We start from the raw sequence: 24,605 nt of genomic DNA, 5'->3' as shown, positions 1-24,605 counted from the left end.
ACTTTGTTAGAGAGTATGATAACTTTAGTAGTTACCATGAGTTTATTAATATTTGTGACACCATTTATAACATTACTAACCCAGATGGAAGCTCTAGAAAATCAAAAAGATTATGTTGAGTTACAAATAGGTAAAAGACAATTAGATCATGATATTAAAAAAATGCGATTTAAAGAAATCAAAGATGGGAAGAAATTACGATTTTTTGTTAAACCTCAACCAAATAAGAGCGATGTAGTAGAATATAATCACTACAATGACATGTTACGACAAACACCAGGCCATCAACCGCTTATTCAAGAAGTAGTTGATGTGGGTTTTACCGAGTACGAAGAGATGATTAAAATGACAATAACCTTAACAGGAGGCGATACATTTGTTTATTTCTTGGATAAAGGGGGATTATAGGGGTGGCATAGCCACCCCTTTTATTTGTTTAATGGCTATGATTACGATTAGTTTTATTTATTTCATTGATGATTATTATCATAAGCAAGATATATTGAAAGTGAGTACTGATGCTTATTTATGTGACATATTAATGCAGTACGGGGAAGAAGAATCTGAAAATGTAGCAAAAGGCGAAATGGTAACTCTTGCATACACTGTAGGAGAGGTTGTTATTGATAAGCGAAGTGAGTATTCTTTTTATAGTATATCCTGTTATTTAAAAAGTGGTTTTGAACAGAAAAAAACGCAAAGATATGAAACTTAAAAAGAAACCTTTGATAAATATATTTTATGCTTGTTTACCTTGAATTATTCACATTCTTTCGCTAAAATGGGAAGGTAGGAGATTTATAAAATCAATAGTGAGGTGGGCAACTTGTCTCAAACGAATATTGAGCTAGGCTTTGAGTATATGAGTGAGTCTGTGATGATTTTACAGCAGAAACTAGAGACTTCTTTTTTTGATGCATACATTGAAAATGGTGAAAACATATTAGATAATGGGAAGGTCCGTGTTATTGATAATGTTCCTAGCCCAGTAGATGTTGAAAAACTAGAAAAATTATACCAAGAAATTTCAAAGCTTGATTTATCAAAAGAAGATAAACGAAAAATTACTCAACTAACTTTACTAAAAGGGCTACAAGAAGAACCACTTCAGGCTAATCATCAACTAACACCAGATAGTATTGGTTTTTTATTTGTCTATATCATTGAGCAATTAATGAAAGATAAAAAAGAATCCGTGGTCATTGGAGACCTAAGTGTTGGAATGGGTAATTTATTGTATACTATTTTGGCTAATCTATCCTTAGCTGGTTTTACCTCCTCAGGTATCGGAGTTGATACTGATGAGTTACTACTACAGATTGCAGCTATTGATAAAAACTGGATTGATTTAGATGTCTCTTTAATACATAAAGATAGCTTGAGTGACTTACCAATTGATCCGCTAGATGTCGTTGTGGGGGATTTGCCGATTGGTTTTTATACTAATGATGAGCAAGCTAAGAACTTTACAACCTCAGTTGCTGATGGGCATAGTTACGCGCATCATTTATTAATGGAGCAAAGCATGAATTATGTAACAAATGATGGTGTTGGGTTATTTTTATTACCTAACAATTTCTTGGAAACAGAACAAGCACCTGCTTTAACAAAGTGGTTAAAAGAGAGTGTTTATGTTCAGTCAATTTTGAGATTACCAACTTCTTTATTTAGTCAAGAAAGTTTAGGGAAATCAATTGTCTTACTACAACACAAAGGTGAGCATGCCAAACAAGCCAAGGAAGTCTTAGTAGCAGAGATACCATCTTTAAAAGATAGTGAAAGTGTCATTAATTTTGTGAGTCAATTTCGCCAGTGGAGCGAAGATAATATATTCTAAAAGGAGAAATACACATGTCAAAAACAATCGCAATTAACGCAGGTAGCTCAAGCTTAAAATGGCAATTATATAATATGCCAGAAGAAACAGTTATCGCTAAGGGAATCGTAGAACGTATTGGATTAAATGATTCAATCTTTACAATTAAATATGGTGATGGTGAAACTTATGAAGTTGTTCAAGATATTGAAAATCACGATATCGCTGTAAATATGTTATTAGAACAATTAACAGAACTAAATATTATTGACTCATTTGATGAAATTACAGGAGCTGGTCATCGTATTGTAGCTGGTGGAGAGCATTTTAAAGAGTCAGCTATTATCGATGATGAAGCTTTATTATTAGTTGATGAGTTAGCAGAATTTGCTCCATTACATAACCCAGCTGAAGCACAAGTAATCCGTGTTTTCCAAAAGTTATTACCAAAAACATTAAACGTTGGGGTGTTTGATACATCATTCCATACAACAATGCCAGAAGTTAGCTATTTATATAGTATTCCAACTGAGTATTATGAAAAATATGGTGCTCGTAAATATGGTGCACATGGAACGAGTCATCGCTATGTGTCTGAAAGAGCAGCAAAAATGTTAGGTAAACCAATTGAGGATACTAAAATCATTACATGTCATTTAGGTAATGGTGCTTCTATTACAGCTGTTGATGGTGGAAAATCTGTTGATACTTCTATGGGATTCACACCACTTGCAGGTGTTACTATGGGAACTAGATCAGGGGACATTGACCCATCACTTTTACAATATTTAATGGGCAAATTAGGTTTAACTGACATTAAAGATATGATTAACATTTTAAATAAAGAATCTGGACTTTTAGGTCTTTCAGGTGTATCAAGTGATATGCGTGACTTAGAGGCATCTACAAAACCATCAGCAGAACTTGCACTTGAAATTTTTGCAGACCGTGTTCGTAAATATATTGGTAATTATGTAGCGACAATGAACGGTGTGGATGCTATTGTCTTTACAGCAGGTATTGGTGAAAATGACATTAACATGCGTAAAGAAATTATTGATGGCTTAACTTGGTTTGGTTGTGACATCGATCCTAAGAGAAATGATGTTCGTGGTGTTGAGCGTGTGATTTCTACTGATGATGCTAAAGTTAAAGTACTTTTAGTACCAACAGATGAAGAATTAATGATTGCTCGTGATGTGGAAGCTTTAAAAAAATAAATAAATAAAAATGACTTTGGCTTATTTGTTACATAAGCCAAAGTCATTTTTTATTTGTCAGATTTAATGGGGTTGTTATTCATATCCGTTCTAACGATCAACACGTCACATGTTGCATGACGAGCTACATAGCTAGAAACAGAGCCAATCAAGATTCTCTCCATCGTATTAAGACCTGTGGCACCTAACATGATTAAATCAATATTATATTTCTCTTGTAACTCATTAGATAAAACACGTTTTGGAATACCTACTTCAATGATATCAATCACATCAGTTAAGCCATTATTATGAGCGTAGTCTGTGTATTCTTTTAATGTCTTGTTTGCTTCACTAGCAGCATCTTTTTCTAAAGTTTCATCATATGATGTCATTGATTCAAAAGCTCTCATGTCAATGACGTGTACAATATATAAGGTTGCATTGTTTCTTTTAGCTACATCAACAGCCTTATTCAAAGCAGATTCTGCTTCTTTTGATCCATCGACGGCGACTAAAATTGAGTTGTATTGTTTTAACATAGTGATCACCTATCCTTAAGATTTCATATTGTTTGCAATTTTTGTACTGAAGATAGCTGAGATGATTAAGACAATAGCTACATAAACTAAAAGAATCATCTTAGTGGGGATGAAGATGCCAAGGATGATACCCATACAAGCTAGAGTGATAAACCAAATAGCTAAAGTTGATATATTTTTACTGTTATCTTGAGTGAATAACAGGAGTAGTTGTTCTTTTTGTTTGTTTAAGTAAATACCAATAAATATGAGAACAAGTGCAAATAATAACATAATAATTCGATACAATTATATCACAGCCTTTTCTAAAAACGCATTTATTTAAATATGAAAGCAAAACAAAAAAATATCCGTAGATGCCGTTTTGTATCCCTGATGGTTGAACCCGCGAAATATGCAGGTGGGAATCTTGACCAGTATCGCAAACTACCAAATGACAAGGCATGTTTTTGACAAAGGTACGTTAATTCCCAAGGTAAAACGATTTGTTCGGTCAACACTAATGGGGATACTGCGCACATCACAGATATCTTCTATATATATACTAACATAGGATAATAATTTCTTCAATTATTACGTTACGATTTTTTAATCTACTTTAATTGTTCCAGTTGTTTTTTTAAAGCGGATTCATATTTACCAGTTGTTTTAGGTATATAGTAGCGTTTATTTTTTATTTTATCTGGTAAGTATTGCTGTTTAACCCATCCATTTTGGAAATTATGAGGGTATTTGTAACCAACTCCGCGGTTTAATTTTTTAGCACCACTATAGTGAGCATCTTTCAAATGACTAGGAACTTCTCCAGCATTTCCTTGCCTGATATCTTGAATGGCATTATCTATGGCTTCAATGCTAGAATTAGATTTTGGAGATAAGCATAAATCAATTACAACTTGGGCTAGGGGAATTCTAGCTTCAGGTAACCCTAGTTTTTCAGCAGCTTGAACAGCAGAAACGACTCTAGCACAAGCCCCAGGGTTTGCTAAGCCAATGTCTTCATATGCTGTAACAAGAAGTCGTCTACATAAAACAATCAATTCCCCAGCTTCGACTAGTCGTGCCATATAATGAAGGGCCGCATCCACATCACTTCCTCTAATAGATTTTTGAAAGGCAGAAATAACATCATAGTGAGCATCTCCATCTTTGTCATGTAGTAGAGCTTTTCTTTGAACACATTCTTCTACAACATCTAAAGTTAAATTAATCACACTGTCTTCATCTGGTTTTGTTGATTTAACAGCTAACTCAAGTCCATTTAACGCACTTCTCAAGTCACCATTAGTTGCTCTTGTTAAATGAGTCATAGCCTCAGGTGCAAGATTAATCTTAAGATTTCCAAATCCTTCTTCTGGATCATTTAAAGCTGTGCTAATAGCTTGTTCGATCTCTTCTTGAGCGAGTGAATGCACTTCAAAAATTTGAGTTCGACTTCTAATGGCTGGATTGATCGAGATATAGGGATTTTCTGTTGTCGCACCAATTAAAATAATTTGTCCGTTTTCTAAATGTGGTAATAAAAAATCTTGTTTGGGCTTGTCTAAGCGGTGAACTTCATCTAGTAGTAAAATAACAGTCCCACTCATTTTTGCCTCTTCTACTACAACTTGTAAATCTTTTTTTGTGTCTGTTGCTGCATTAAGCATACGAAATGCATAGTGAGTTGATCCTGCAATAGCACTAGCAATACTTGTTTTTCCAGTACCTGGAGGACCATATAAAATCATGGAAGTCAGTTGTTTAGCATCAACCATTCGGCGAATAATTTTTCCTTCACCAACTAAGTGTTGTTGACCCACAACGTCATCAATATTTTCAGGTCGCATGCGATAAGCAAGTGGTTTATTCATCCTAAGTCCCTCCTTGAAGATAATATTCATTATAACATAGGATTGTTATTGGCAAATGTAGGGAACTTTTGTATGATAATAGAAAGACTGAAAAGAAAGTATAAGAGGAAAAAATCATGAGTAAAGAAAACATGTTAGATTATTTAGAAAACTCATTAATAACGTCATTTGGAGATAGAGAGTTCGCAATTGATTGGGATGTAAGAGAGCATCGTATCGAAGTACTTTTTAGATTATTTGCTGAAAATAAAAAAGGCAATGTGATTGAGGATGAATCAGGAGTCCAATCAGAAGAAGCTTATATTGAATTTGAAGATAGCTTAGTTTTTTATTCAACAGATAAAAAAACACCAAGTAAAGAGGATTATTTGACTATAATTCCTTTTGATAGAAAAAAAGGCATAGAAAAAGGTATAATTGAAGCAGTTACTACTTATTTAAATGACGTATTAGTAGATGGTGAAGTTGATTTATTGGATTTTTTAACAGATGAGAGCATTGAAAGTTTTGAGCTTATTTGGAATGAAGAAGATTTTAATCAAGTAAAAAAAGAGTACCCAAATAAAACGTATGTATCATACCCGAAATATTAAAAGGAGATTATTATTATGAAATGGAATCAATTATCTGTTATCACATCAAGTGAAGCAGTTGAAGCAGTATCTAGCATTTTAATGGAGGCAGGCGCTAATGGGGTAGCTATTGAAGATTCTCTTGATTTAGTTAATTTTAAGAGTGACCCGTATGGTGAAATTTTAGATAAAGAGACTTTTGAACATCGAAAAGAAGGGGCAGAAGTTATAGCGTATTTCCCAGAAACTTTATTTTTACCAGAAATCATTCCAGGTATTGAACTTAAAATAAATGAACTTAAAACATTTGGTTTAGATATTGGTGAGAATACAGTGACTGCAAGTGAAGTAGAAGAAAGTGACTGGGCAACGGCTTGGAAAAAGTATTATCACCCTGTTAATATTAGTCGTTATTTAACGATTGTTCCGGAGTGGCAAGATTATACTCCGCATAATAAAGACGAGCATATCATGTATCTTGATCCAGGTATGGCCTTTGGTACAGGGACGCACCCGACAACAAGACTAACACTACAAGCTCTTGAAGTGACACTCAGAGGGGGAGAGATTGTACTAGATGTTGGGACAGGTTCAGGTGTTTTAAGTATTGCTAGTAAGTTTTTAGGAGCTAAAGACGTTCATGCTTATGATTTGGATGAAGTTGCAGTAAAGCAAGCTAAAGAAAATATGAATTTAAATCCTATAGCTCAAGATGTATCAGTTTCAGCAAATAACCTGTTAGTAGGTATTGATATTAGTGCTGATGTGATTGTGGCAAATATCTTAGCAGATATTATTATTTTAATGTTAGATGATGCTTACCGTTGTCTAAAAGATAATGGGACTTTAATTGTTTCAGGTATTATTGAAGACAAACTACCTCTTGTTTTAACAGAGCTTGAAATACATAATTTTAAAGTCGATCAAACCTGTAAACAACAAGATTGGTATGCTTTAATTGTTAAAAAGAATGTTGAGGAATAAGATATGCAGCGCTATTTTTTAGAAGAAGATTATATAGAAGGTAATCCTTTAACTTTAATAGAGGAAAATTACCATCATGCAGCTCGCGTGATGCGAATGAAGCTAAAAGATAAGTGTTACCTATCTTTTATGAATGATCAGACAATCGTGGCAGAAGTGATTGAAATTGATGGTAATACCATTACTTTATCTGAAGTATCAAAAGAAGTGATGGATAAAGAATTACCAGTTTCAGTAACCATTGCCTGTGGTTATACAAAAGGTGATAAGTTAGAACTTGTCGCCCAAAAAGCCACAGAACTGGGGATGGATAGATTGGTTGGTTTTCCAGCACAAGCATCTGTTGTTAAATGGGATCATAAAAAATTAAATAAAAAACAAGAGCGCTTATCCAAAATAGCAAAAGAAGCAGCAGAACAGTCTCATAGGCAATCTGTGCCAGATATTGAGTTGTTCTCAAGCTATCAAGAACTACTAGAGAGTCTTAAATACTATACTTACGTGCTGATTGCTTATGAAGAGTCAGCAAAAAGTGGAGAAGCTAGTCAATTTGCTAAAGTGGTAAGTCGTTTAGATACTAAAGACAGAGCACTTATTATTTTTGGACCAGAAGGTGGTCTATCACTAAAAGAAGTACAAGAAATAGAGGATGTGAACGGAGTACGTTGTGCGTTAGGGCCTCGTATTTTAAGAGCAGAGACAGCCCCAATGTATGCCTTATCAGCTATTAGTTATGAATTAGAATTACGTCGACAGCTTTAATTAAAAGGAGGAGAAAAAAGATGCCAAAAGAAAAAGATCTAACAGCTGAAGAAGTCATCAAAATGGTCTCCACCTATATGAGCGAAGAACATGTGGCTTTTGTTCAGAAGGCCTGTGATTATGCTACAAAAGCCCATATTGATCAGTTTAGAAAATCTGGAGAACCATATATTATTCATCCTATCCAAGTTGCAGGGATTTTAGCTGAGTTAAATATGGATCCACACACCGTTGCCACTGGTTTTTTACATGATGTGGTGGAAGATACAGATGTGACTCTACAAGATTTGGAAGATGAATTTGGAGCAGATGTTGCCAATTTAGTTGATGGTGTGACTAAATTAGGAAAAATCAAATATAAATCTCATGAAGAGCAGCTAGCTGAAAATCACCGTAAGATGCTTCTTGCTATGTCACAAGATTTACGTGTGATTATGGTGAAACTAGCAGATAGAGTTCATAATATGCGTACGCTTCATCATCTAAGAGAAGACAAACAACGACGTATTGCTAAAGAAACCATTGAAATTTATGCTCCCCTTGCTCATCGTTTAGGTATTAGTTTGATTAAATGGGAACTAGAAGATCGCTCACTTCGTTACTTAAATCCTAGACAATATTACCGAATTGTCCATCTTATGAAATCAAAACGTGGTGAGCGTGAGGCCTATATAGAGCAAGCTGTCAATGAAATTACAGAAGCAACAGAAGAATTAGGTATTTATGGTGAGATTTATGGTAGACCTAAACATATTTATTCGATTTATTTAAAAATGCATGACAAGAAAAAAGAGTTTGCTGAGATTTATGATTTACTTGCCATGCGTGTGATTGTGGACTCGATTAAGGATTGTTACGCTGTGCTTGGTGCCATTCATACAAAATGGAAACCACTACCAGGAAGATTTAAAGACTATATTTCAGTTCCTAAAACGAATATGTATCAATCACTTCATACGACAGTCATTGGTCCCAATGGTAATCCGATTGAAATACAAATCAGAACACATGATATGCATCAAATCGCCGAGTTTGGTGTGGCTGCTCATTGGGCTTATAAAGAAGGTAAAACAGAAGAACAAAAAGATGATAATGCTAATCAAATTAGCTTGCTTAGAGAAATTATTGAACTTCAAGATGAGAGTTATGATGCATCAGAGTTTATGGATAGTGTTAAAGGTGAGATTTTTAGTGATAAGGTCTATGTCTTTACACCAAAGGGGGATGTGACAGAACTTCCTAAGGGATCTGGTCCACTTGATTTTGCGTATAATATCCATACGGAAATTGGAAATAAAACCACTGGTGCTAAGGTAAATGGTAAGATGGTACCACTTGATTACAAACTTAAGAATGGTGATATCATTGAAGTCTTAACGTCAAGTAACTCTTTTGGACCTAGTCAAGACTGGGTTAATATGGTAGCCACAAGTAAAGCCAGAAATAAAATCAAGCGTTTCTTTAAAACTCGTGACCGTGATGAGAACGTGGAAAAAGGGAAACAACAACTTGAAAAAATGTTAGTGGATAATGATTTTCCACTTAAAGAATTTTTAAGTAAAGAAAAACTAAATGATGCACTAGAGCGCTTTAATTATCAACAAGTAGATGATCTGTATGCTTCGATTGGTTTTGGTGAAGTCACCACACAAGTTGTTTACAATCGTTTAACTGAAAAAGAGCGTAAAGAGCGAGGTATCAAAAAGCAACAAGAGGAAAATGAGGAATTATTAAAGCAAGCACCTCACAAAAAAGAGACTAATAAAATGACTATCCGCCATGAGGGTGGTGTCGTTATTCAAGGGGCAGATAATTTATTGATTCGCCTAAGTAGATGTTGTAACCCTGTTCCAGGAGATGATATTGTGGGGTACATTACAAAGGGGCGGGGAGTATCTATTCATAGACAGGATTGCCCTAATATGAATCATTCGCCAGAAACTAAAGAAAGACAAATTGATGTTTCTTGGGAGAGTGCTGCTGCAAATAGTGAACAAGAGTATAACGCTGATTTAGAAATTTTTGGTTATAACCGAACAGGACTTTTAAATGATGTGTTACTTGTAGTCAACGCTAGTACTAAAAAATTAATTAGTATCGATGCTAAGCCTGCTAAAAATAAAATGGCAGTGATTCATTTGACAGTATCGATTAAAAATTTAGCACACTTAGAACAAATGGTGGACAAAATCAAGATTATACCTGATGTCTATAGTGTGAAAAGAACGAAAGGGTAAGGATTATGAAAGTTGTATTACAAAGAGTGACTCACTCTAGTGTCAGTGTAGAAGACAATCAGTTGGCTAGTATTGGACTTGGTTATATGTTACTAGTTGGTGTTGAGGAAGGGGATACGACTGAGACTGCGACTTATTTAGCAAATAAAATTAGTAAACTTAGAGTATTTGAAGATGATGAGGGGAAGATGAATTTAGATATTCACCAAGTAGAAGGACAAATTTTATCTATTTCTCAGTTTACTCTTTTGGCTGATACTAAAAAAGGAACTCGCCCAAGCTTTACTAAAGCAGGGGATCCCAAAGAAGCTGAAAAATTATATAATTTTTTTAATAAGAGTTTAAGAGAAACTGGTCTAGAGGTATTTGAAGGTCAATTTGGGGCACATATGGTTCTTGATATAAAAAATGATGGACCATGCACCATTATTTTAGAGAAATAGAACATGGTTATTAAACCTGTCATTTAGGTAAATTTTTTAAATAGCTAGGTATCTATTAGTCTTATAGGTTTATAAATTAAGTGGATTATGGTATGATAGGGTTGAATTATGATTATAATGAATGATACAGAATGTGAGGAATATGATGCGATGTAAACTAAGTATCATCTACCTTTTTCTGATGGCTCTGTCCCTGTCTTTATTAGGTTTAGGAATTGTGGTAGATGCTAGTAGCGAAGGGTTTAGTGTTAGTGTAACAAAACCACCTAGTCAAGTAGATGATAAAGTAGATTATTTAGATCTTAGGATAGAACCATCAAAAAAAGATAAACTTGAAGTAACAGTGATTAATAACTCTAAAGATGATCCTATAGAGATTGATATTAGTTATAACTCTGCTACGACTAATAAAAATGGGATTATCGAGTATGGCAAGTCTGATGCTAGATTATCTGATAGCTTACAGACCCAGTTTCAAGATGTCGTAACAGGTCCAAAACAAATCACGTTAAAACCAGGTGAGACAAAAGTGTTGAAGTTTGACATCACGATGCCAGATGAAAAATTTGATGGCTATATCGCAGGTGGGATTGAATTATCAGAAAAACTTGCCAAGTCAAAAAAACCATCAGTTGTGACTGAGTTCAGCTATAAAATTGGTATGAGACTGAGTCAAAATGACAATAAAGTAGATTCTGAGCTGATTTTTAAAAAAGTTCAAGCTAGCTTTGTCAATTATGAGCCGGCTCTTTTAATTACTATCGATAACGTTCAGCCTGAATATATTGAAGCATTAGAGATGAGTGTAGATGTTGTTCCAATTGGTAAGGAAGTCGTATTAGCAAGTGCTAGTCTTGACAGCTTACGAATTGCCCCAAACTCTTTGTATGAGTTCCCTTTATTTTTAAAAGAGCCCATGTTAAAAACGGGAAGATATGAAGCTATTATTAATTTAAAAACGGGAGACGGGTATACAAGAGAGTGGCGGGAGCCTTTCTACTTTGACCAAAATAGTGTCATCATAGAAAATACTCCAGAAGAGAGCAACAAAAGTAATAAAGCAGTGATTATTTTAGCTACGGTGATTGTTTTAGCCGTTATCATTATTTTGATTGTCTACTTTGTCATATTAAAACAAAAAAATAAAAAAACACCGCCTCATTTGAGAAGGTAAAGGTGTAAAAAGAATCAAAGGAGCTATATATGGATAAGGAAAAGAGAAATAATAATATGTATTATATTATTAATATAATATGTATTGTAGCCTTAATCGTATTTACTTATATGTTTCTAAATTTTTATAACACAGAAGCAGTTGAGTTTATCACAGAAGGTGCTAGAAAAGATGTTCAAGTTTTAGAAATATACAGCTTTAGGGGAAGCCAGTTAAACATGTATTTTTTAATTGACTTCATTATCATGACTGTGTCAGTATTTATGCTCTACTTAAGCTATTTACGCGGATTTAAAACAGATAAAATATTAAGTATTATATTAGCTATTACGATTATTGGTAGTCTATTAGCAAGTTTTACTACAGTTCTTTGGTTAATTATTTTAGGTCTGTTTATTTTAGCCTTAGTTATAAACTTCATTATCTATATCTTATCTAATAAAAACGAAAAACATTTTGAAGATGAGGTTCTTTATGAAAAAGACGGGTTTAAAACGGAGCAAGAAGCAAAAGAAGCCGTAAAGAATTATATGAAAGAACAACAAGAAACTTATTCCAAAAAGAAAATCAGAGTTGATTATGAAATAAATAAAACAGATGCTGGCTATGAATTTGTTGTCTTTGTAGCTGAAGGCAAGACGGGTAAGGAGTAATATGATGAAGAAATTAATAAAAAGACTGTTTTTCTTAGTAGCACTGATAAGTCTGTCTGCCGTAACAGCTCAAGCAGTCGACAGGGAAGAGGGAATTGGTTTTCAAATTAAGCCAGTTTTTAATTCTAATCAAATTGATCCCAGTGTGTCTTACTTTTATACAAAAGTAGAACCAGGGCAAGAACAAAAAATTGAAGTGATTGTAGAGAGTAATCGTAAAGCCCCAGCAACGTTAGCTGTGGAGGTATTAGATGCTTATACTGGTAATAAAGGAACAATTGCTTATGGAACACAAGAAAAAATTGGTGAGAGTGATCCCACTTTAAAAAATCCAGTGTCTCAACTAGTGAAACCAGAAACGGAAAAACTGACAGTTCAAGATTTTGAAAGAAAAGTAGTAACATTTACTATTACACCTCCTGCTGAAAAATTTGAGGGTGTGAAAATGGGATCAATTCGTTTTATGCTTGTTGATGAAGACGAAGATGCCGCTATGAAAAATAATATTGCTTTAGAGACAGGTTTAATCCTTGCTTCAAATGGTGAGCAATTTAATAATGGTAAAGATTTAAAGATGAATGGTGTGAAAGCAGAACTTGTGCGTGGTCAAAAAATGGTTATTGCCAACCTGCAAAACCCAGAACCTAAAACACTAGAAGGATTAACGATTGATGCTAGACTAAAGGACAAAAAGTCTGGTAAAATAATAAAGAATAAAAAAATTAATGGTGCTGCAATGGCACCAAATAGTAATTTTGACTTTGAGATGGCCTTTGGTTTACAAGAGCTTCCAACAGGTCAGTTTATCTATGAAATGAAAGTCAACAATGACTTTTATAATTGGGATTTTAAAGAAGAATTTGAAATCACAGGTGCCCAGGCCAAAAAGATTAATAATGAGAGTGCTTTTAACATCGATGTTCCTTTATGGATTAAAGTAGTAACAGGTGTACAGGTGTTACTAGTAATCATCATATTAGTTATGATTATTGTTCGTCGTAAGGGGATGAGTGAACAACTAAAACGCCAAAAACGAAAAGGCTCAAACCGTAAACATCAATCTGGGCGTAAAAAGAGCTCATCTAGAAAAGGAGGGGCATAATGGGTAATTATTTATGGGTTTATATTATTGGAGCTGTTGCTTTTGTTACGTTATTGATTTTTCTAATTACCTTTCCTAAGGATCATTCTTATATTAAGAAATTAAAAAAATCAAAAACAAATTATTTATTAAATTTTAGTTTACTGATTTTTTCTTTAGCAGATATTGGTTTAATTATTTACCTGTTTATGTTACTGAAAGATCAAGTTGAAGTCTTTTCATAAAACTAAGCATTTAAAGGAGGTGTTTTAATGAAAAAATATGGCACATATTTCTTTATAGCAATATTAATGATGGCCATGGTTCCTATGACAGTATTGGGAGTGACAGAAGCAGATAGCCCTGTCTCTGTTCAAATCGGTGAAATAGAAAAACCTAATCCAAAGCCAGAACCAAATCCCAAACCTAAGCCACCTGTGGATGTTTATAAGCCAGCACCTCCCAAAGATGGTGGTGGACGTTTACCTCAAACAGGAGAGATGATTCAAACTTTAATTTTTCTATTAATTGGTGTGAGTGTCATTTTAATCGTTATTGGTTTAATCGTGATGAAGCAAATCTTTGGTCGAGATTTTGATGAGTTTGAAGATGTAGCAACTTTATAAAAAAGAGGGTGACCCAAAAGTCTCTTGAATAAACACAAAAGGAACAAAATCTTTTTTGATTTTGTTCCTTTTTTTGACGAAAAAAATAGCACTATCCTTTATAATTAAAGTATCCACACAAAAATTAAGAGGAGTGCTATTCATGTATAAAAATTATAACACGAAACAGATGACTTTATCATTAAATCTAGAAGTTTATTTAGAAGCTTAGTTGTAAAATCAAGTTAGCCACTCTAAAATAATAAAAAAACACCATGGTAAAAATTCGTGTATCATTGAAGTAACTACCCAACAACGAAAGGAATTTTTATCATGGTGAAAATTAAGAATAACACAAAGACATCTAGTTATAAACATCTTCCTTAAAGGAAAGGCAGCTTATTGAAGTTTGGCATAATATGGGAGACTCTAATAGAGAAATTGGTAGACGATTAGGCCGACACCATCAAACAATAAGTAATGAGCTTAAACGAGGAACGACCACGCAAATCAAAGAAAATAAGAAACCTAAACAACTCTATTTTGCTGATACGGGGCAAGCTAAATACATAGAAAACAGGAAACGCTGTGGTTCGAAATCTAAGCTAGTTAGTGCTGTTGATTTTATTAATTATGCTTGTAAACAAATGATAGACTTTAATTGGTCACCAGATGCAATTGTTGGCTTTATCAAGTCTTTAGGGACTTGGGATAAACCTATTGTTTCTACTAAGACACTTTATAACTATATTGATAAAGGTTTTTTACCGGTCAGAAATCATCATCTCAAGATGAAAGTTAGACTATCACCTAAAAAGAAAAGAAGTCGTCAGCATAAAAAAGCTCTTGGAAAATCAATTGATGAACGACCTAGCAAAATTGATTCTAGACAAGAGTTTGGTCATTGGGAAATAGACAGTGTCATTGGTTCAAAATCTAAAGATGATAATGCTCTACTTACACTTGTTGAAAGAAAAACTCGCTACATGATTACTGTTGTTCTAGATGATCATACTGAAGAGTCTGTTAGTTACGCTATTAAACAGTTAAAATATGAGTTTGGAAGAGCCCGATTTAGTAGCATATTTCAATCGATTACTGCTGATAATGGCAGTGAATTTAGCTCACTTGATGATACTCTGCAACAAATGACTGATATCTACTTTGCTCACCCTTATTCATCTTGGGAACGAGGAACAAACGAAAGACATAATGGTTTATTACGGCAATTTGTTCCGAAAGGAACGCCTATCTGTCACTACTCAAAGCAGTTCATACAACTGGCTACTGAAAAAGTTAATCTTTTGCCGCGTAAAATTTTAGACTATAGACAACCAGCAACATTATTTTTAGAAGAAATTCAAAATCTAAAGATCAAAACATGTTGGTAAGTAAGGGGTTCAATAAAATAACACTGATATTTAGATATTTTTACCAGAGTGGCTAACTTAATGTTGCAATTTAGAAGTTAAAAAAATTGATTTTTTTTTTGTAAGATGATATAATTGAATTATCTGATAGGTAGTTTTATCAGAAAAAAAAGAATATGATATAAGGAGAGGAAATAATATGAAAAAACAAATTTTAGGTTTTGCTCTTGTTGCAACAAGTGTTTTAGCACTTGGAATTAATGCAAATGCTGCTACTGAAGCTACTAGTGAAGTAGGAGTTGGTTTCCAAGAAGACTCAAATACAACTGACCCAACTGAACCAGGGGAGGCTAGAGGTAGATTATCTCTAAAAGGTGTTCCAACTGCATTCCAATTTGGTAATAAACACAAAATCACAACAAACGGAACTATGGCATTCCCAGTAGTAAATACTGGAGCAACTGATGCTCGTGAATTAAACGTTTATGATGACAGACCATCTGAAGTAAAAACTGGTTGGGTATTAAGTGGTGAATTAAGTGATTTAGTAGCTACAAACGATCCAACTAAAACATTAAATGGTGCTCTAGATTTTAGAATGAATCAATTAATGGCCTATAAAGCTAGTTTACCACAAGGTGCTACAGCAAGTACTCCTTTAGAGTTTCCTGAAAATCCATATACAGATACTAATAGTAAGATTGTAACAACTGCTGTCGCACCAGGAATTGACTTCATCAAAGCTAATGCTGATGGACGTTCTGAAAGTGTGGAATTAGAAATGGGTGGCGATCCAGTTAACCTATTTGGTATCCAAGGTGGAGATAATGTTTACAAAGGTGGTATCGTGACTCAATTAACTGATATCGACTTAGTAGTTAAAGGTGGAGCAGAAGCTCAAACTGACTACACTGGTGAAGTAACTTGGAAATTATCTGAAGCTTATACTGGTTCTACAACTACTCCATAACGGTTAATCTAACCTAAAAAATGTTTGATTATGCTCATACGATAAAAACAGGCTCTTTGTCAACTACTGTTGGTGAGAGAAAAAAACCGTTAAAATGAAGATCTAGAAAACATCTGTTTTCTAGGTCTTTTTTATATGTACTGAAAACCACCTGCTATGCAGGTGGTTCTAAAGAGCTTCTAGCGTGGTATTAAAAAAGCCTCCTAAGATGATAAGATAGATTTGGTTTCCCGACCACAAACTATCAAATCACAAGGAGGTTCCTTATGAAAAAGGACAATCAAAGTTTATCACACACAACATGGAAATGTAAGTATCACATAGTTTTTGCTCCTAAATATAGACGCCAAATAATTTATGGAAAGTACAAAAAAAGCATAGGAGAAATATTACGAGATCTATGTGAAAGAAAAGGTGTTGAAATTATTGAAGCGAATGCTTGTAAAGATCATATCCATATATTAGTAAGTATACCACCTAAACTAAGTGTTTCTAGTTTTATAGGGTATTTAAAAGGTAAAAGTAGTTTAATGATTTTTGATAGGCATGCAGAATTGAAATATCGTTATGGGAACAGAAAATTTTGGTGTCGAGGTTATTATGTAGACACAGTTGGTAGAAATAAAAAACAAATTGAAGAATACATAAGAAATTAAATTCAAGAAGATTATGTAGCAGATCAACTTACGTTATTTGAAGAGTATGATCCATTTACAGGAGAAAAAAACAAAAAGAATTGAATAAGTAATCCTTTTAGGATTAGCGAGTAAATGTGGTGCACGAGGGGAACCATTCAGTAAGCCTTTTAGGCTTAGGCCGGAAAAAGAGGCTTCCAGCCGAAGAACAAACCTCCAGTTCACACTGGAGGTTTTGATTGGGCTCTTCGTCAAATCGTGTTGATATTTAAAAATTGATAAAATGAAGGCATTAGAAGAAGGGGGATTTTTCCTCCTTCTTCTTTTTAATTAAATTTTCATTTGTCAAATTAAGCTAGACAAAATGTCATTGTCTACATATCTCAAAAATACTTCTAATGGTGTTTTATAGTTTAATGATTTTCTAGGAATATTATTTCTTTTGGATGCAACAGATTGAATGAAAGATTCATCAACTTCGTTGAAATCCATTTTCTTAGGCAATCCATCCTTACGCAATAGCCCATTAGAATTTTCATTTAAACCTCGTTGTGAAGGTGTACCAGGGTCAGCAAAGTAGATATCAATATCATTTAAGTTACTGATAGATTTCCAGTTAGAAAATTCTTTGCCACAATCAAATGTGATAGATTTAAACAAGTGATTAGGGCATTTTTTTAACCATTCATTTAAGCTATTCTCAATATCTATAGCGTGTCTTCCTGTTGGCTTCAAGGTAATAATAACTTTTGATAACCTTTCAACTAATGTAATAACAGCACTGTTATGATTTTTCCCAACAATAGTGTCACCTTCTAGGTGACCAAATTCACTTTGAAACTCGTTATGCTCAGCGTCTCTCTGATGAATGGTTTGTTTAAATGCTTGTTTACCTCGTTTTTCTTTATGCCCATTAGGTTTTCTTTTACCTTTCATTGGTAAAGTTGTGGAATCAAAAGATTCACGCGAGAACAATCTATAAAGTGTCCGAACAGAACAAGAAATAGAAATCTCATCATGACCGATAATCACGTCAGGAGTCCATCCTTGAGCCACTTTGTTTTGAATATATTTTGTTTCATTATCAGGTAAAGAAATAGGACGCCTTCCACATTTCTTTTTATTTTTTTGTATCTTTGATAGTAATCTAGAATAGATAATCCCTCATTTAAAGCGTTGTAAACATTATAAATAGTTTGTCTTGATCTTTTTAAAGTATCAGCAACATGTTTAACTTTTTTAGCTTGGTGATAATAAGATTCTATTAAAACAAGCTCGTCTGTAGTAAGCTGTACATAGGTCATTTGTGATCACTCTCCTTGTTTTCTTTCGTCGGAAATACAATTTGGACAATTTGAGTGTATCACAAATGATTTTTTTATTTGTCTAGCTTAATTTTACAATCGGCGTTTTACAGAATGGACTTTCTTTTTTTCTACCCTAAATTTCTATTTACACAAAATATTTTACGCTATCTGATTTTTAAAAATGAATTAATATGTTATAATTAATGTTAATAAGGAACTGTGACTAATAAACAAAAGGGGGACTTAATTCTATGAATAAAAAATATATAAAATATATAAAATATTTATCACTAATTTTTATAATATCTATTTCATTTGGAATAACAAGTTTTGCAAATGAACTTATTTATGAAACTAAACAAATTACATCGACTGATAATGAGGCTTTAACTGAACAAGGTATTTTTAATGACGGATGGAGACTGGGAACCTATAGTGAGAGTGCTGGATACTCTCCTGGTAGATTACCTAATAATGAATTATTTGAAAAAAATTTAGACACAGGATGGTACCAGAGTCCTGAGCGACTTACTGTACCGGGCGAAAAAGGAAGAACTCCTATGTATATTGGATTCCACTTTTCAAGTACTGGACACTTGATGTTTGGAAACAATTTAGATGGGAAAGATGATACACAATATAAGAATTACCTAAAGGCAGAAGATAATGTAGCTGTCCTTGCTAAGGAAGGAATACCAGTAGTACCTGATACGGTATTAGAGCTCAGTTTTGACTATTTTAATGTTCAAATTAATGGTACTATCACTTCCAATAATTTGATATTAGCTTTTTTTAAAGATGAAAATGGAGAGCAAATAGGTGATAAATCAGCATACATCAATCCATTCATAAATTCTGCGGGTGAACAGAGAAGACATGAGAGAAAGATTAGGGTACCAAAAGATGCTGTTTCTATGTCTTTACAATTTTATCCATTAGACCGTTCACTTCCATGGAGATCCTCACAAATAGTAGTTTCTAACTTAACAATTTACGGCGAAAAAGTGGCTAATGAAAAAAGTGCTCCTGTTAAAGTTATTCATAAAGATGAAAAAACGGGTAGAATATTAAAGACTGAAGAATTCACTGGATCTATTGGCTCATTTTATACAACCTCTCCTTCTGATTTCACAGGATACCAATGGAATGAGATCGCCCCTGAAAATTCTATGGGGATATTTACTAAGTTGCCTCAAACAGTTATTTATGAATATGAACCTAAATCTGAAGGAAAACCAGTATACATTAAGTTTTTAGATAAATTATCTCAAGATGAAATAGCTGAAGATGAGGTGATTGAAGGCCCTATAGGTTCAGTATACAAAGCACAACCGAAGGAGATAGAAGGATATGAACTTACTTCACCTTTTCCAGAAAATGAAGAAGGAAGAATAAGTGATGATGTACAGACGGTTACTTATTATTATGATAAAATAAATAAAGTTCAATGGTTACCATCATATTCAAAATGGAAGAATTCCAATACTGCTACAATTCCTAAAGAAAATGCTTTTGTGATGATGTATTCAGATAAAACGAAGGTAGAAGAGTATTCTGATGGCATTAAGATGGATGAGGCTTTACAAAAAGATGGTGATAACGTGCAATTTGATCCAACTAAAGGAACACAGTGGATTAGATGGTCGAATGTTGGTTATTATAAAGGACAAAATATTGGAGTGAAACTAAGTGTCACACCTGATAAAGATAAACCTGGTCCAGTATCAGAATGGAATTTTATTGGTTTTAGGAACAGTGATTTTCTAGATGTTGCGGCAGATAAAGAAATGGGACACCTAGATGTTAAATATGAATTTTTAGATGAGAAGGGTCAACCCATTGAAATTAGTGGTTATTGGACGATGGGTGGACTAAACGATTCTAAATTAATTAAATTAAAAACAAGTCAGTTTGATTATTTATTTAGTACGCCAGCTACTGGTGACAATCCTATCTTGATAAGTTATGAATTGAATGGTGATATAATTGAAATGACTGGGCATGGACATGATGCAACTGATGAGGTTCCTGCAAAGCCAGAAAATCTGATACCTAGTCAACTTGAAGTGACAGCGACGTATACAGATCAAACTTCATTTTCTTATGTGATGTCTTCGACACCAAATAATCCATTTAAGAATTCTTTGTTGTCTTACAATAGTTCTTCAATCGCTAAAGTCGGTATTTCTGATCCTCAACCAATTGATCAGACAGTGAAGAGCGTGACGAAAGATAATCGTGACAAGCTGACCAATGAATTTGTCCAACAAATCCCTTACGAATCAAGTGGTAATCGTAATCAAAATATGACATGGACAGTTTCAAATATTGAAAATGATGATGTGTTTAAAACAGGTGTATGGCAAGTCTATGATGAAACTGGTAAAGAACAAACAGATTTATTTGAATTTGACAAGGTCAATCAGACGATTAAGCCGAAAGATTTAAAAAATAGTAACTTATACAATCACTACTACAGATTTGTTTATAGCTTGCCATTTGATGAATCAAAAGAAATCCAAGAAAATCAGTTAGTTGAACAAAATAATGGGAAGTATCTAAATTATAGCCAAGATATTTCATTAACAGTGGATAAGCTATCTCCAGTAGTAGCGACACCTACAACGGATATTAATTTCATGGCTACGATTAATTATAGTTACACAGATGAAGAAGGTAAGCCAATTACTATGGATGGTCTAGCTAAAACAGGAACTGGTTTGATCACTCAGCCTTATCCAGTAAATGAAGCGCCAGACATTCAAGGTTATACGTTTAATAGGTCAGAACCAAGTGATTTAATGAATAAAAAAATTCTTTATACCGATAACCCTGTGAACTTCATTTATGATAAAATAAATAAAGTTCAAATGACCGTTAATTATTATCAATTAGACCGTCAAGGAAAAGAGACAACTCATAGAGTTATAGACGATTTACAAACCGGTAATACTGTTGAAGCATTAGTTGAAGAAGTTGAAGTAGGTAAGAAAATTAGTGAGTTTATCCCTCAACCAGACTTTAATAGTTATCTTTATAAATCATCTATAGTGACAAATGATGTGACGAATGAATCCATTGAAGATGATATTGTTCCAATGAATGATTTTACAGTAAATCGTTACTATCAACCATTAGAAAATTTAAGTGTGCCGAAGACAATATCATTTGGTGAAAAAAATGCTCAAAGATTAAAAGATGAATATTCTGTCAAAAATGATCCTTCACCAATCGGTTTAACCAGTGGTTATTCAGATGTTAACTGGTCTCTGCATGCAAGTAGTGATGGACTATTCTCAGAAGGTACGAAGACAAGATTATTGTCAGACATGTACTTTAGATTAAACGATGAAAAAATGATAATTAATGAAGAAGATACGGTATTAGCTTCCCAGGTAAACGAGCATTATTATGATTTACCACTTGTGACAGAAGATAATAAGGAAGGTCTGTTTTTAAAAATTGGTAATAGTGGAACAAAAGACTCTAAGTATAGTGGAAAAATTAAATTTTCCATGGTAACTGGACCATAATCAATGAATTAGTGATTTGTTCAAGGAATTCAGACTTCAATATTGTATTTTGTTATTAATCTAATTAAAAAAGAATCACCTTTTTATGTTGTATGTCATCAATCCTAAAAGTTAGATGTTTTTGGATTATGACATTACTCAAAAAAGGTGTTTCTTTTGGCTCTTCGTCAAATCGTGTTGATATTTAAAAATTGATAAAATAAGGGCATTAGAAGAAGGGGGATTTTTCCTCCTTCTTCTTTTTAATTAAATTGAAATGATTGACCTTGAATAAGGAAAATCCGTCGCTTAAAAGTTAAGAAATTTCGTTAACCATAGGCTATTCGTTTGATAGCTTTGATTCGGTTGTTAATTCCTTCTAAAAAACCATTTGAATAAGAATAATTTAAAGCATTGGTAACACCTTGCCTGAAGGTTTGGAATGTTTTGAATTTGGCTTTAAATTCCTTAGGAAGCTCATTAGAGATAGAATGGGTTAATTCTAAAAATAAGTCTGAATCCTTTGTTTCATAAGCATATTTTAACTCTTGTATATAATCATATGCGATTTTTAGAGTTGAGTTATAGGAAAGAAGTTCTTCAATGACACCAACTTGTGTCATACTTTTATTGAAAAGAGGATAATTACTATATGTAGTGGCACTTAATTGACTAGAGTCTTTTAAAAATAGTTTCCAATATTTTTTTATTCTCCGGTATTGTTTTGCTTCTTCATTATCATAACGTTTTAATTGATTCATTTCTTTTATTCTTAGTTGATTAAAAGAACGATTGATATGCTGAATGATATGGAATCTATCTGTCACAATCTCTGCATATGGAAATACAGTTTTAAGAAGGCCACCGTAGTTGGCATTCATATCCATGACGAGAAACTTCACTTTTAACCGCTCTTTTCTGGAGTATTTCAGGAAGTACTTAATAAGAGAGAAGAGGCGTCTATCTGGTAAAATATCAATAATCTTTTTACTTTCAGCATCAGCACAAATAAAGCTCATACCAGATTGACATGACTTAGTTGATTTAAATTCATCGACACATAGTACTTTTGGTAGATGTTGAAAGTTGGTTAGACAGTGGTTGGTAAAGTCGTATAAAACACGTTGTACCGTGTTATCAGAAACATGATGAAATCTAGCAATCTCTTTTCTTGAACGATCTTCTTTCAAATCTAAGGCGATTTGATACTTTAATGTTTTCGATATATGACAATAGTCATCGACTAACGCAGTATCAGCACTGAATGTTGTATGACATTCTTTACATAGATATCGTTCTCTTTTAAGTTTTAAATAAGTTGTGACCCTATTAAACTCTGGTAGTTGTGTTTTAGTAGTATAAGTACCATTTTTAACACACGTATTCTGATGACAAGAGGGGCATATTCTGTCTGGAGACGTTAGTCTTCCCCTTATTATATTTGAGCGTCTACCTCTAATAGTAGCCTCAGTTAACCAATCTTTTTCAAAAATAATAGATTTGTCTGTTAAATTAAGTCACTTTCTAGTATGATTATCCATGGGAACATCCTCCTGATAATTTGGTTTTTGGCGACTTTATTTTATCATGTTTGGATGTGAATAGGTTACACTTAGTTGAACAATAAAGATAAGGTGTCTATACTTAATAAAAAACAAAGTAGGAGCTTATTTCATGACAACTAACAGAAAACCAAGACGGACCTTCAAAGAATCATTTAAGAAACAAATGGTGGAACTGCATAAATCAGGAAAACCTAGAAAAGATATTTTAAGAGAATATGACCTGACACCATCAACCTTTGATAAATGGGTAAAACAATATAATCAGTCAGGATCATTCAAAGAGAAAGATAATTTGACACCAGAAGAAAAAGAGTTGCGTGAATGACGAAAACTAAATAAAGAACTGATGATGGAGAATGATATTTTAAAGCAAGCGGCGCTGATATTCGGACGAAAGTAGAAGTTGTTAGGGAAAACAAAAAGAAGTATAGTGTATCAGCGATGTGTCGAAAATTAGAAATTTCTCGTGGGGCTTATTATTATGAAGTCAAAAGAAAAAAATCAGAAGCTATTGTTGAAAAAGCAGTCATTGAGTCATTTACAGATAGCCGTAACTCCTACGGAGCAAGAAGAATTAAAGATGATTTAAACGATCAAGGATTAATTGTTTCAAGAAGAAGGATACGACGAATCATGAATAAGTTTAATTTCATTTCAAGCTACACAACACTGAAATTTAAACCTCAAGCAACGACTAAAAATGAACAGAAAATCGATAATGTTTTATCACGTCAATTTGATAAAATGCAACCTATGGAAGCTTTAGTGACAGATTTAACCTATGTTAAAGTAGGCAAAAAGTGGCATTATGTCTGCTTTATTCTCGATTTGTTCAATCGAGAAATAGTTGGGCATTCTAGTGGTCCTAACAAATCTGTGGACCTTGTGCTACAGGCAATCGGAACGATTGAACAGCCATTAGATGATGTTGAAATTTTTCATACAGACCGAGGAAAAGAATTTGATAACCAAAGTATTGATGAATTATTGGATGTGTTTCAGATAAAACGGTCTTTATCACGTCCTGGCTGCCCCTATGACAAGGCTGTGGCAGAAGCAACCTATCGAGCTTTTAAAATTGAGTTTATTTACCAACAATCTTTTGACTCATTGTTTAAACTACAATATGAGTTAATGGATTATGTCAATTGGTGGAACAAGTTTAGAAAACATGGCAAGCTTGGCTATCAATCCCCGATTAATTACCGTTTAGATTGGGAGTTGAAACAGGTTATTTAGCAGAACATAGAATAACTATCTAAATAAAATAAAGACCTTATAATTTTTGTACAGAAAAGTGTTGCCAATTCAATGTTCCTTTTTGT

20 protein-coding genes, 1 other RNA gene and 4 pseudogenes are annotated in these 24,605 nt (G+C 33.5%); 19 read left to right on the top strand and 6 right to left on the bottom strand.

What is annotated here, in order from left to right:
- Positions 1–15 precede the first annotated feature (15 nt).
- The 4 genes from VSF34_RS08850 to VSF34_RS08835 all read left to right on the top strand — a co-directional run bounded on the left by VSF34_RS08850 (position 16) and on the right by VSF34_RS08835 (position 3,036).
- Complete coding sequence (locus VSF34_RS08850) at positions 16–408, top strand: competence type IV pilus minor pilin ComGF (protein ID WP_326716944.1); 393 nt, start codon at positions 16–18, stop codon at positions 406–408.
- Positions 377–715 carry a hypothetical protein gene (locus VSF34_RS08845; protein ID WP_326716943.1) on the top strand — a complete coding sequence of 113 codons (339 nt, stop codon included), beginning with the start codon at positions 377–379 and terminating at the stop codon, positions 713–715. Before VSF34_RS08850 ends, VSF34_RS08845 begins: the two co-directional genes overlap by 32 nt.
- Before the next feature lie 111 nt (positions 716–826).
- A complete protein-coding gene (locus tag VSF34_RS08840) occupies positions 827–1,837 on the top strand; it encodes a class I SAM-dependent methyltransferase (protein ID WP_370659254.1) in 1,011 nt (336 codons plus the stop codon).
- 14 nt (positions 1,838–1,851) lie between these two features.
- Positions 1,852–3,036 carry an acetate/propionate family kinase gene (locus tag VSF34_RS08835; protein ID WP_326716942.1) on the top strand — a complete coding sequence of 395 codons (1,185 nt, stop codon included), beginning with the start codon at positions 1,852–1,854 and terminating at the stop codon, positions 3,034–3,036.
- Between the two features lie 50 nt (positions 3,037–3,086).
- Here the strand turns inward: VSF34_RS08835 and VSF34_RS08830 are convergent, their stop codons facing one another.
- The 4 genes from VSF34_RS08830 to VSF34_RS08820 form a co-directional block, all read right to left on the bottom strand.
- Positions 3,087–3,557 (bottom strand): universal stress protein, encoded by a 471-nt coding sequence (locus VSF34_RS08830; RefSeq protein WP_326716941.1) that lies wholly within the window; start codon positions 3,555–3,557, stop codon positions 3,087–3,089.
- A gap of 15 nt (positions 3,558–3,572) precedes the next feature.
- Positions 3,573–3,830 carry a hypothetical protein gene (locus VSF34_RS08825; RefSeq protein ID WP_326716940.1) on the bottom strand — a complete coding sequence of 86 codons (258 nt, stop codon included), beginning with the start codon at positions 3,828–3,830 and terminating at the stop codon, positions 3,573–3,575.
- A 70-nt stretch (positions 3,831–3,900) separates the two neighbouring features.
- Positions 3,901–4,089, bottom strand: a non-coding RNA gene (ssrS, locus tag VSF34_RS09970) — 6S RNA.
- Positions 4,090–4,150: 61 nt separating this feature from the next.
- Positions 4,151–5,410 (bottom strand): replication-associated recombination protein A, encoded by a 1,260-nt coding sequence (locus VSF34_RS08820; protein ID WP_326716939.1) that lies wholly within the window; start codon positions 5,408–5,410, stop codon positions 4,151–4,153.
- Positions 5,411–5,526: 116 nt separating this feature from the next.
- Here VSF34_RS08820 and VSF34_RS08815 point away from each other — a divergent pair, with 116 nt between their 5' ends.
- From VSF34_RS08815 to tnpA, 13 genes and pseudogenes are all read left to right on the top strand, one after another.
- A complete protein-coding gene (locus tag VSF34_RS08815; protein ID WP_326716938.1) occupies positions 5,527–6,003 on the top strand; it encodes a DUF3013 family protein in 477 nt (158 codons plus the stop codon).
- Between the two features lie 15 nt (positions 6,004–6,018).
- A complete protein-coding gene (gene prmA, locus VSF34_RS08810; protein ID WP_326716937.1) occupies positions 6,019–6,966 on the top strand; it encodes a 50S ribosomal protein L11 methyltransferase in 948 nt (315 codons plus the stop codon).
- Positions 6,967–6,969: 3 nt separating this feature from the next.
- The gene (locus VSF34_RS08805; protein ID WP_326716936.1) at positions 6,970–7,728 is read left to right on the top strand and encodes a 16S rRNA (uracil(1498)-N(3))-methyltransferase; all 759 of its coding nucleotides are present in this window, start codon (positions 6,970–6,972) and stop codon (positions 7,726–7,728) included.
- Between the two features lie 20 nt (positions 7,729–7,748).
- On the top strand, positions 7,749–9,965 hold the full coding sequence (locus VSF34_RS08800; RefSeq protein ID WP_326716935.1) for a RelA/SpoT family protein: 2,217 nt from the start codon (positions 7,749–7,751) through the stop codon (positions 9,963–9,965).
- 5 nt (positions 9,966–9,970) lie between these two features.
- The gene (gene dtd / locus VSF34_RS08795) at positions 9,971–10,408 is read left to right on the top strand and encodes a D-aminoacyl-tRNA deacylase (protein WP_326716934.1); all 438 of its coding nucleotides are present in this window, start codon (positions 9,971–9,973) and stop codon (positions 10,406–10,408) included.
- 142 nt (positions 10,409–10,550) lie between these two features.
- On the top strand, positions 10,551–11,582 hold the full coding sequence (locus tag VSF34_RS08790; protein ID WP_326716933.1) for a DUF916 domain-containing protein: 1,032 nt from the start codon (positions 10,551–10,553) through the stop codon (positions 11,580–11,582).
- Between the two features lie 29 nt (positions 11,583–11,611).
- Positions 11,612–12,235 carry a hypothetical protein gene (locus VSF34_RS08785; protein WP_326716932.1) on the top strand — a complete coding sequence of 208 codons (624 nt, stop codon included), beginning with the start codon at positions 11,612–11,614 and terminating at the stop codon, positions 12,233–12,235.
- Positions 12,236–12,239: 4 nt separating this feature from the next.
- On the top strand, positions 12,240–13,337 hold the full coding sequence (locus VSF34_RS08780; protein WP_326716931.1) for a WxLIP family cell surface protein: 1,098 nt from the start codon (positions 12,240–12,242) through the stop codon (positions 13,335–13,337).
- Positions 13,337–13,561, top strand: a complete 225-nt coding sequence (locus VSF34_RS08775; RefSeq protein ID WP_326716930.1) for a hypothetical protein — start codon at positions 13,337–13,339, stop codon at positions 13,559–13,561. The genes VSF34_RS08780 and VSF34_RS08775 overlap by 1 nt, the downstream gene beginning before the upstream one ends.
- A gap of 27 nt (positions 13,562–13,588) precedes the next feature.
- Entirely contained in the window at positions 13,589–13,942 is a 354-nt protein-coding gene (locus VSF34_RS08770; protein ID WP_326716929.1) for an LPXTG cell wall anchor domain-containing protein, read from the top strand.
- A gap of 312 nt (positions 13,943–14,254) precedes the next feature.
- Positions 14,255–15,312, top strand: a pseudogene (locus VSF34_RS08765) (IS30 family transposase).
- Positions 15,313–15,490: 178 nt separating this feature from the next.
- Positions 15,491–16,261 carry a WxL domain-containing protein gene (locus tag VSF34_RS08760; protein WP_326716927.1) on the top strand — a complete coding sequence of 257 codons (771 nt, stop codon included), beginning with the start codon at positions 15,491–15,493 and terminating at the stop codon, positions 16,259–16,261.
- Between the two features lie 266 nt (positions 16,262–16,527).
- A pseudogene (gene tnpA, locus VSF34_RS08755) lies at positions 16,528–17,001 on the top strand (IS200/IS605 family transposase).
- Between the two features lie 240 nt (positions 17,002–17,241).
- On the opposite strand, the pseudogene VSF34_RS08750 reads toward tnpA, so the two are convergent.
- Positions 17,242–18,200, bottom strand: a pseudogene (locus tag VSF34_RS08750) (IS30 family transposase).
- Between the two features lie 254 nt (positions 18,201–18,454).
- On the opposite strand from VSF34_RS08750, the gene VSF34_RS08745 reads away from it, so the two are divergent.
- Positions 18,455–21,736: a MucBP domain-containing protein gene (locus tag VSF34_RS08745; RefSeq protein WP_326716926.1), complete on the top strand. Its 3,282-nt coding sequence runs from the start codon at positions 18,455–18,457 to the stop codon at positions 21,734–21,736.
- 308 nt (positions 21,737–22,044) lie between these two features.
- Here the strand turns inward: VSF34_RS08745 and VSF34_RS08740 are convergent, their stop codons facing one another.
- Positions 22,045–23,121, bottom strand: a complete 1,077-nt coding sequence (locus VSF34_RS08740) for an ISL3 family transposase (protein WP_326718062.1) — start codon at positions 23,119–23,121, stop codon at positions 22,045–22,047.
- Between the two features lie 268 nt (positions 23,122–23,389).
- Here VSF34_RS08740 and VSF34_RS08735 point away from each other — a divergent pair.
- Positions 23,390–24,519: pseudogene (locus tag VSF34_RS08735) on the top strand (IS3 family transposase).
- Positions 24,520–24,605 lie beyond the last annotated feature (86 nt).

This window comes from Vagococcus jeotgali, from assembly GCF_035918315.1.
Taxonomy (GTDB): Bacteria; Bacillota; Bacilli; order Lactobacillales; family Vagococcaceae; genus Vagococcus; species Vagococcus jeotgali.
The sequence above is the reverse complement of the archived record's forward strand: the minus strand, read 5'-3'. Positions and strand labels throughout refer to the sequence as shown.

Bases quoted from the DNA above. Each gene is read 5' to 3' on its own strand.
- VSF34_RS08850 (WP_326716944.1), top strand. From the start codon at position 16: ATGATAACTTTAGTAGTTACCATGAGTTTATTAATATTTGTGACACCA.
- VSF34_RS08835 (WP_326716942.1), top strand. From the start codon at position 1,852: ATGTCAAAAACAATCGCAATTAACGCAGGTAGCTCAAGCTTAAAATGG.
- VSF34_RS08830 (WP_326716941.1), bottom strand. From the start codon at position 3,557: ATGTTAAAACAATACAACTCAATTTTAGTCGCCGTCGATGGATCAAAA.
- VSF34_RS08825 (WP_326716940.1), bottom strand. From the start codon at position 3,830: ATGTTATTATTTGCACTTGTTCTCATATTTATTGGTATTTACTTAAAC.
- VSF34_RS08820 (WP_326716939.1), bottom strand. From the start codon at position 5,410: ATGAATAAACCACTTGCTTATCGCATGCGACCTGAAAATATTGATGAC.
- VSF34_RS08815 (WP_326716938.1), top strand. From the start codon at position 5,527: ATGAGTAAAGAAAACATGTTAGATTATTTAGAAAACTCATTAATAACG.
- prmA (WP_326716937.1), top strand. From the start codon at position 6,019: ATGAAATGGAATCAATTATCTGTTATCACATCAAGTGAAGCAGTTGAA.
- VSF34_RS08805 (WP_326716936.1), top strand. From the start codon at position 6,970: ATGCAGCGCTATTTTTTAGAAGAAGATTATATAGAAGGTAATCCTTTA.
- VSF34_RS08800 (WP_326716935.1), top strand. From the start codon at position 7,749: ATGCCAAAAGAAAAAGATCTAACAGCTGAAGAAGTCATCAAAATGGTC.
- dtd (WP_326716934.1), top strand. From the start codon at position 9,971: ATGAAAGTTGTATTACAAAGAGTGACTCACTCTAGTGTCAGTGTAGAA.
- VSF34_RS08790 (WP_326716933.1), top strand. From the start codon at position 10,551: ATGATGCGATGTAAACTAAGTATCATCTACCTTTTTCTGATGGCTCTG.
- VSF34_RS08785 (WP_326716932.1), top strand. From the start codon at position 11,612: ATGGATAAGGAAAAGAGAAATAATAATATGTATTATATTATTAATATA.
- VSF34_RS08780 (WP_326716931.1), top strand. From the start codon at position 12,240: ATGAAGAAATTAATAAAAAGACTGTTTTTCTTAGTAGCACTGATAAGT.
- VSF34_RS08775 (WP_326716930.1), top strand. From the start codon at position 13,337: ATGGGTAATTATTTATGGGTTTATATTATTGGAGCTGTTGCTTTTGTT.
- VSF34_RS08770 (WP_326716929.1), top strand. From the start codon at position 13,589: ATGAAAAAATATGGCACATATTTCTTTATAGCAATATTAATGATGGCC.
- VSF34_RS08760 (WP_326716927.1), top strand. From the start codon at position 15,491: ATGAAAAAACAAATTTTAGGTTTTGCTCTTGTTGCAACAAGTGTTTTA.
- VSF34_RS08745 (WP_326716926.1), top strand. From the start codon at position 18,455: ATGAATAAAAAATATATAAAATATATAAAATATTTATCACTAATTTTT.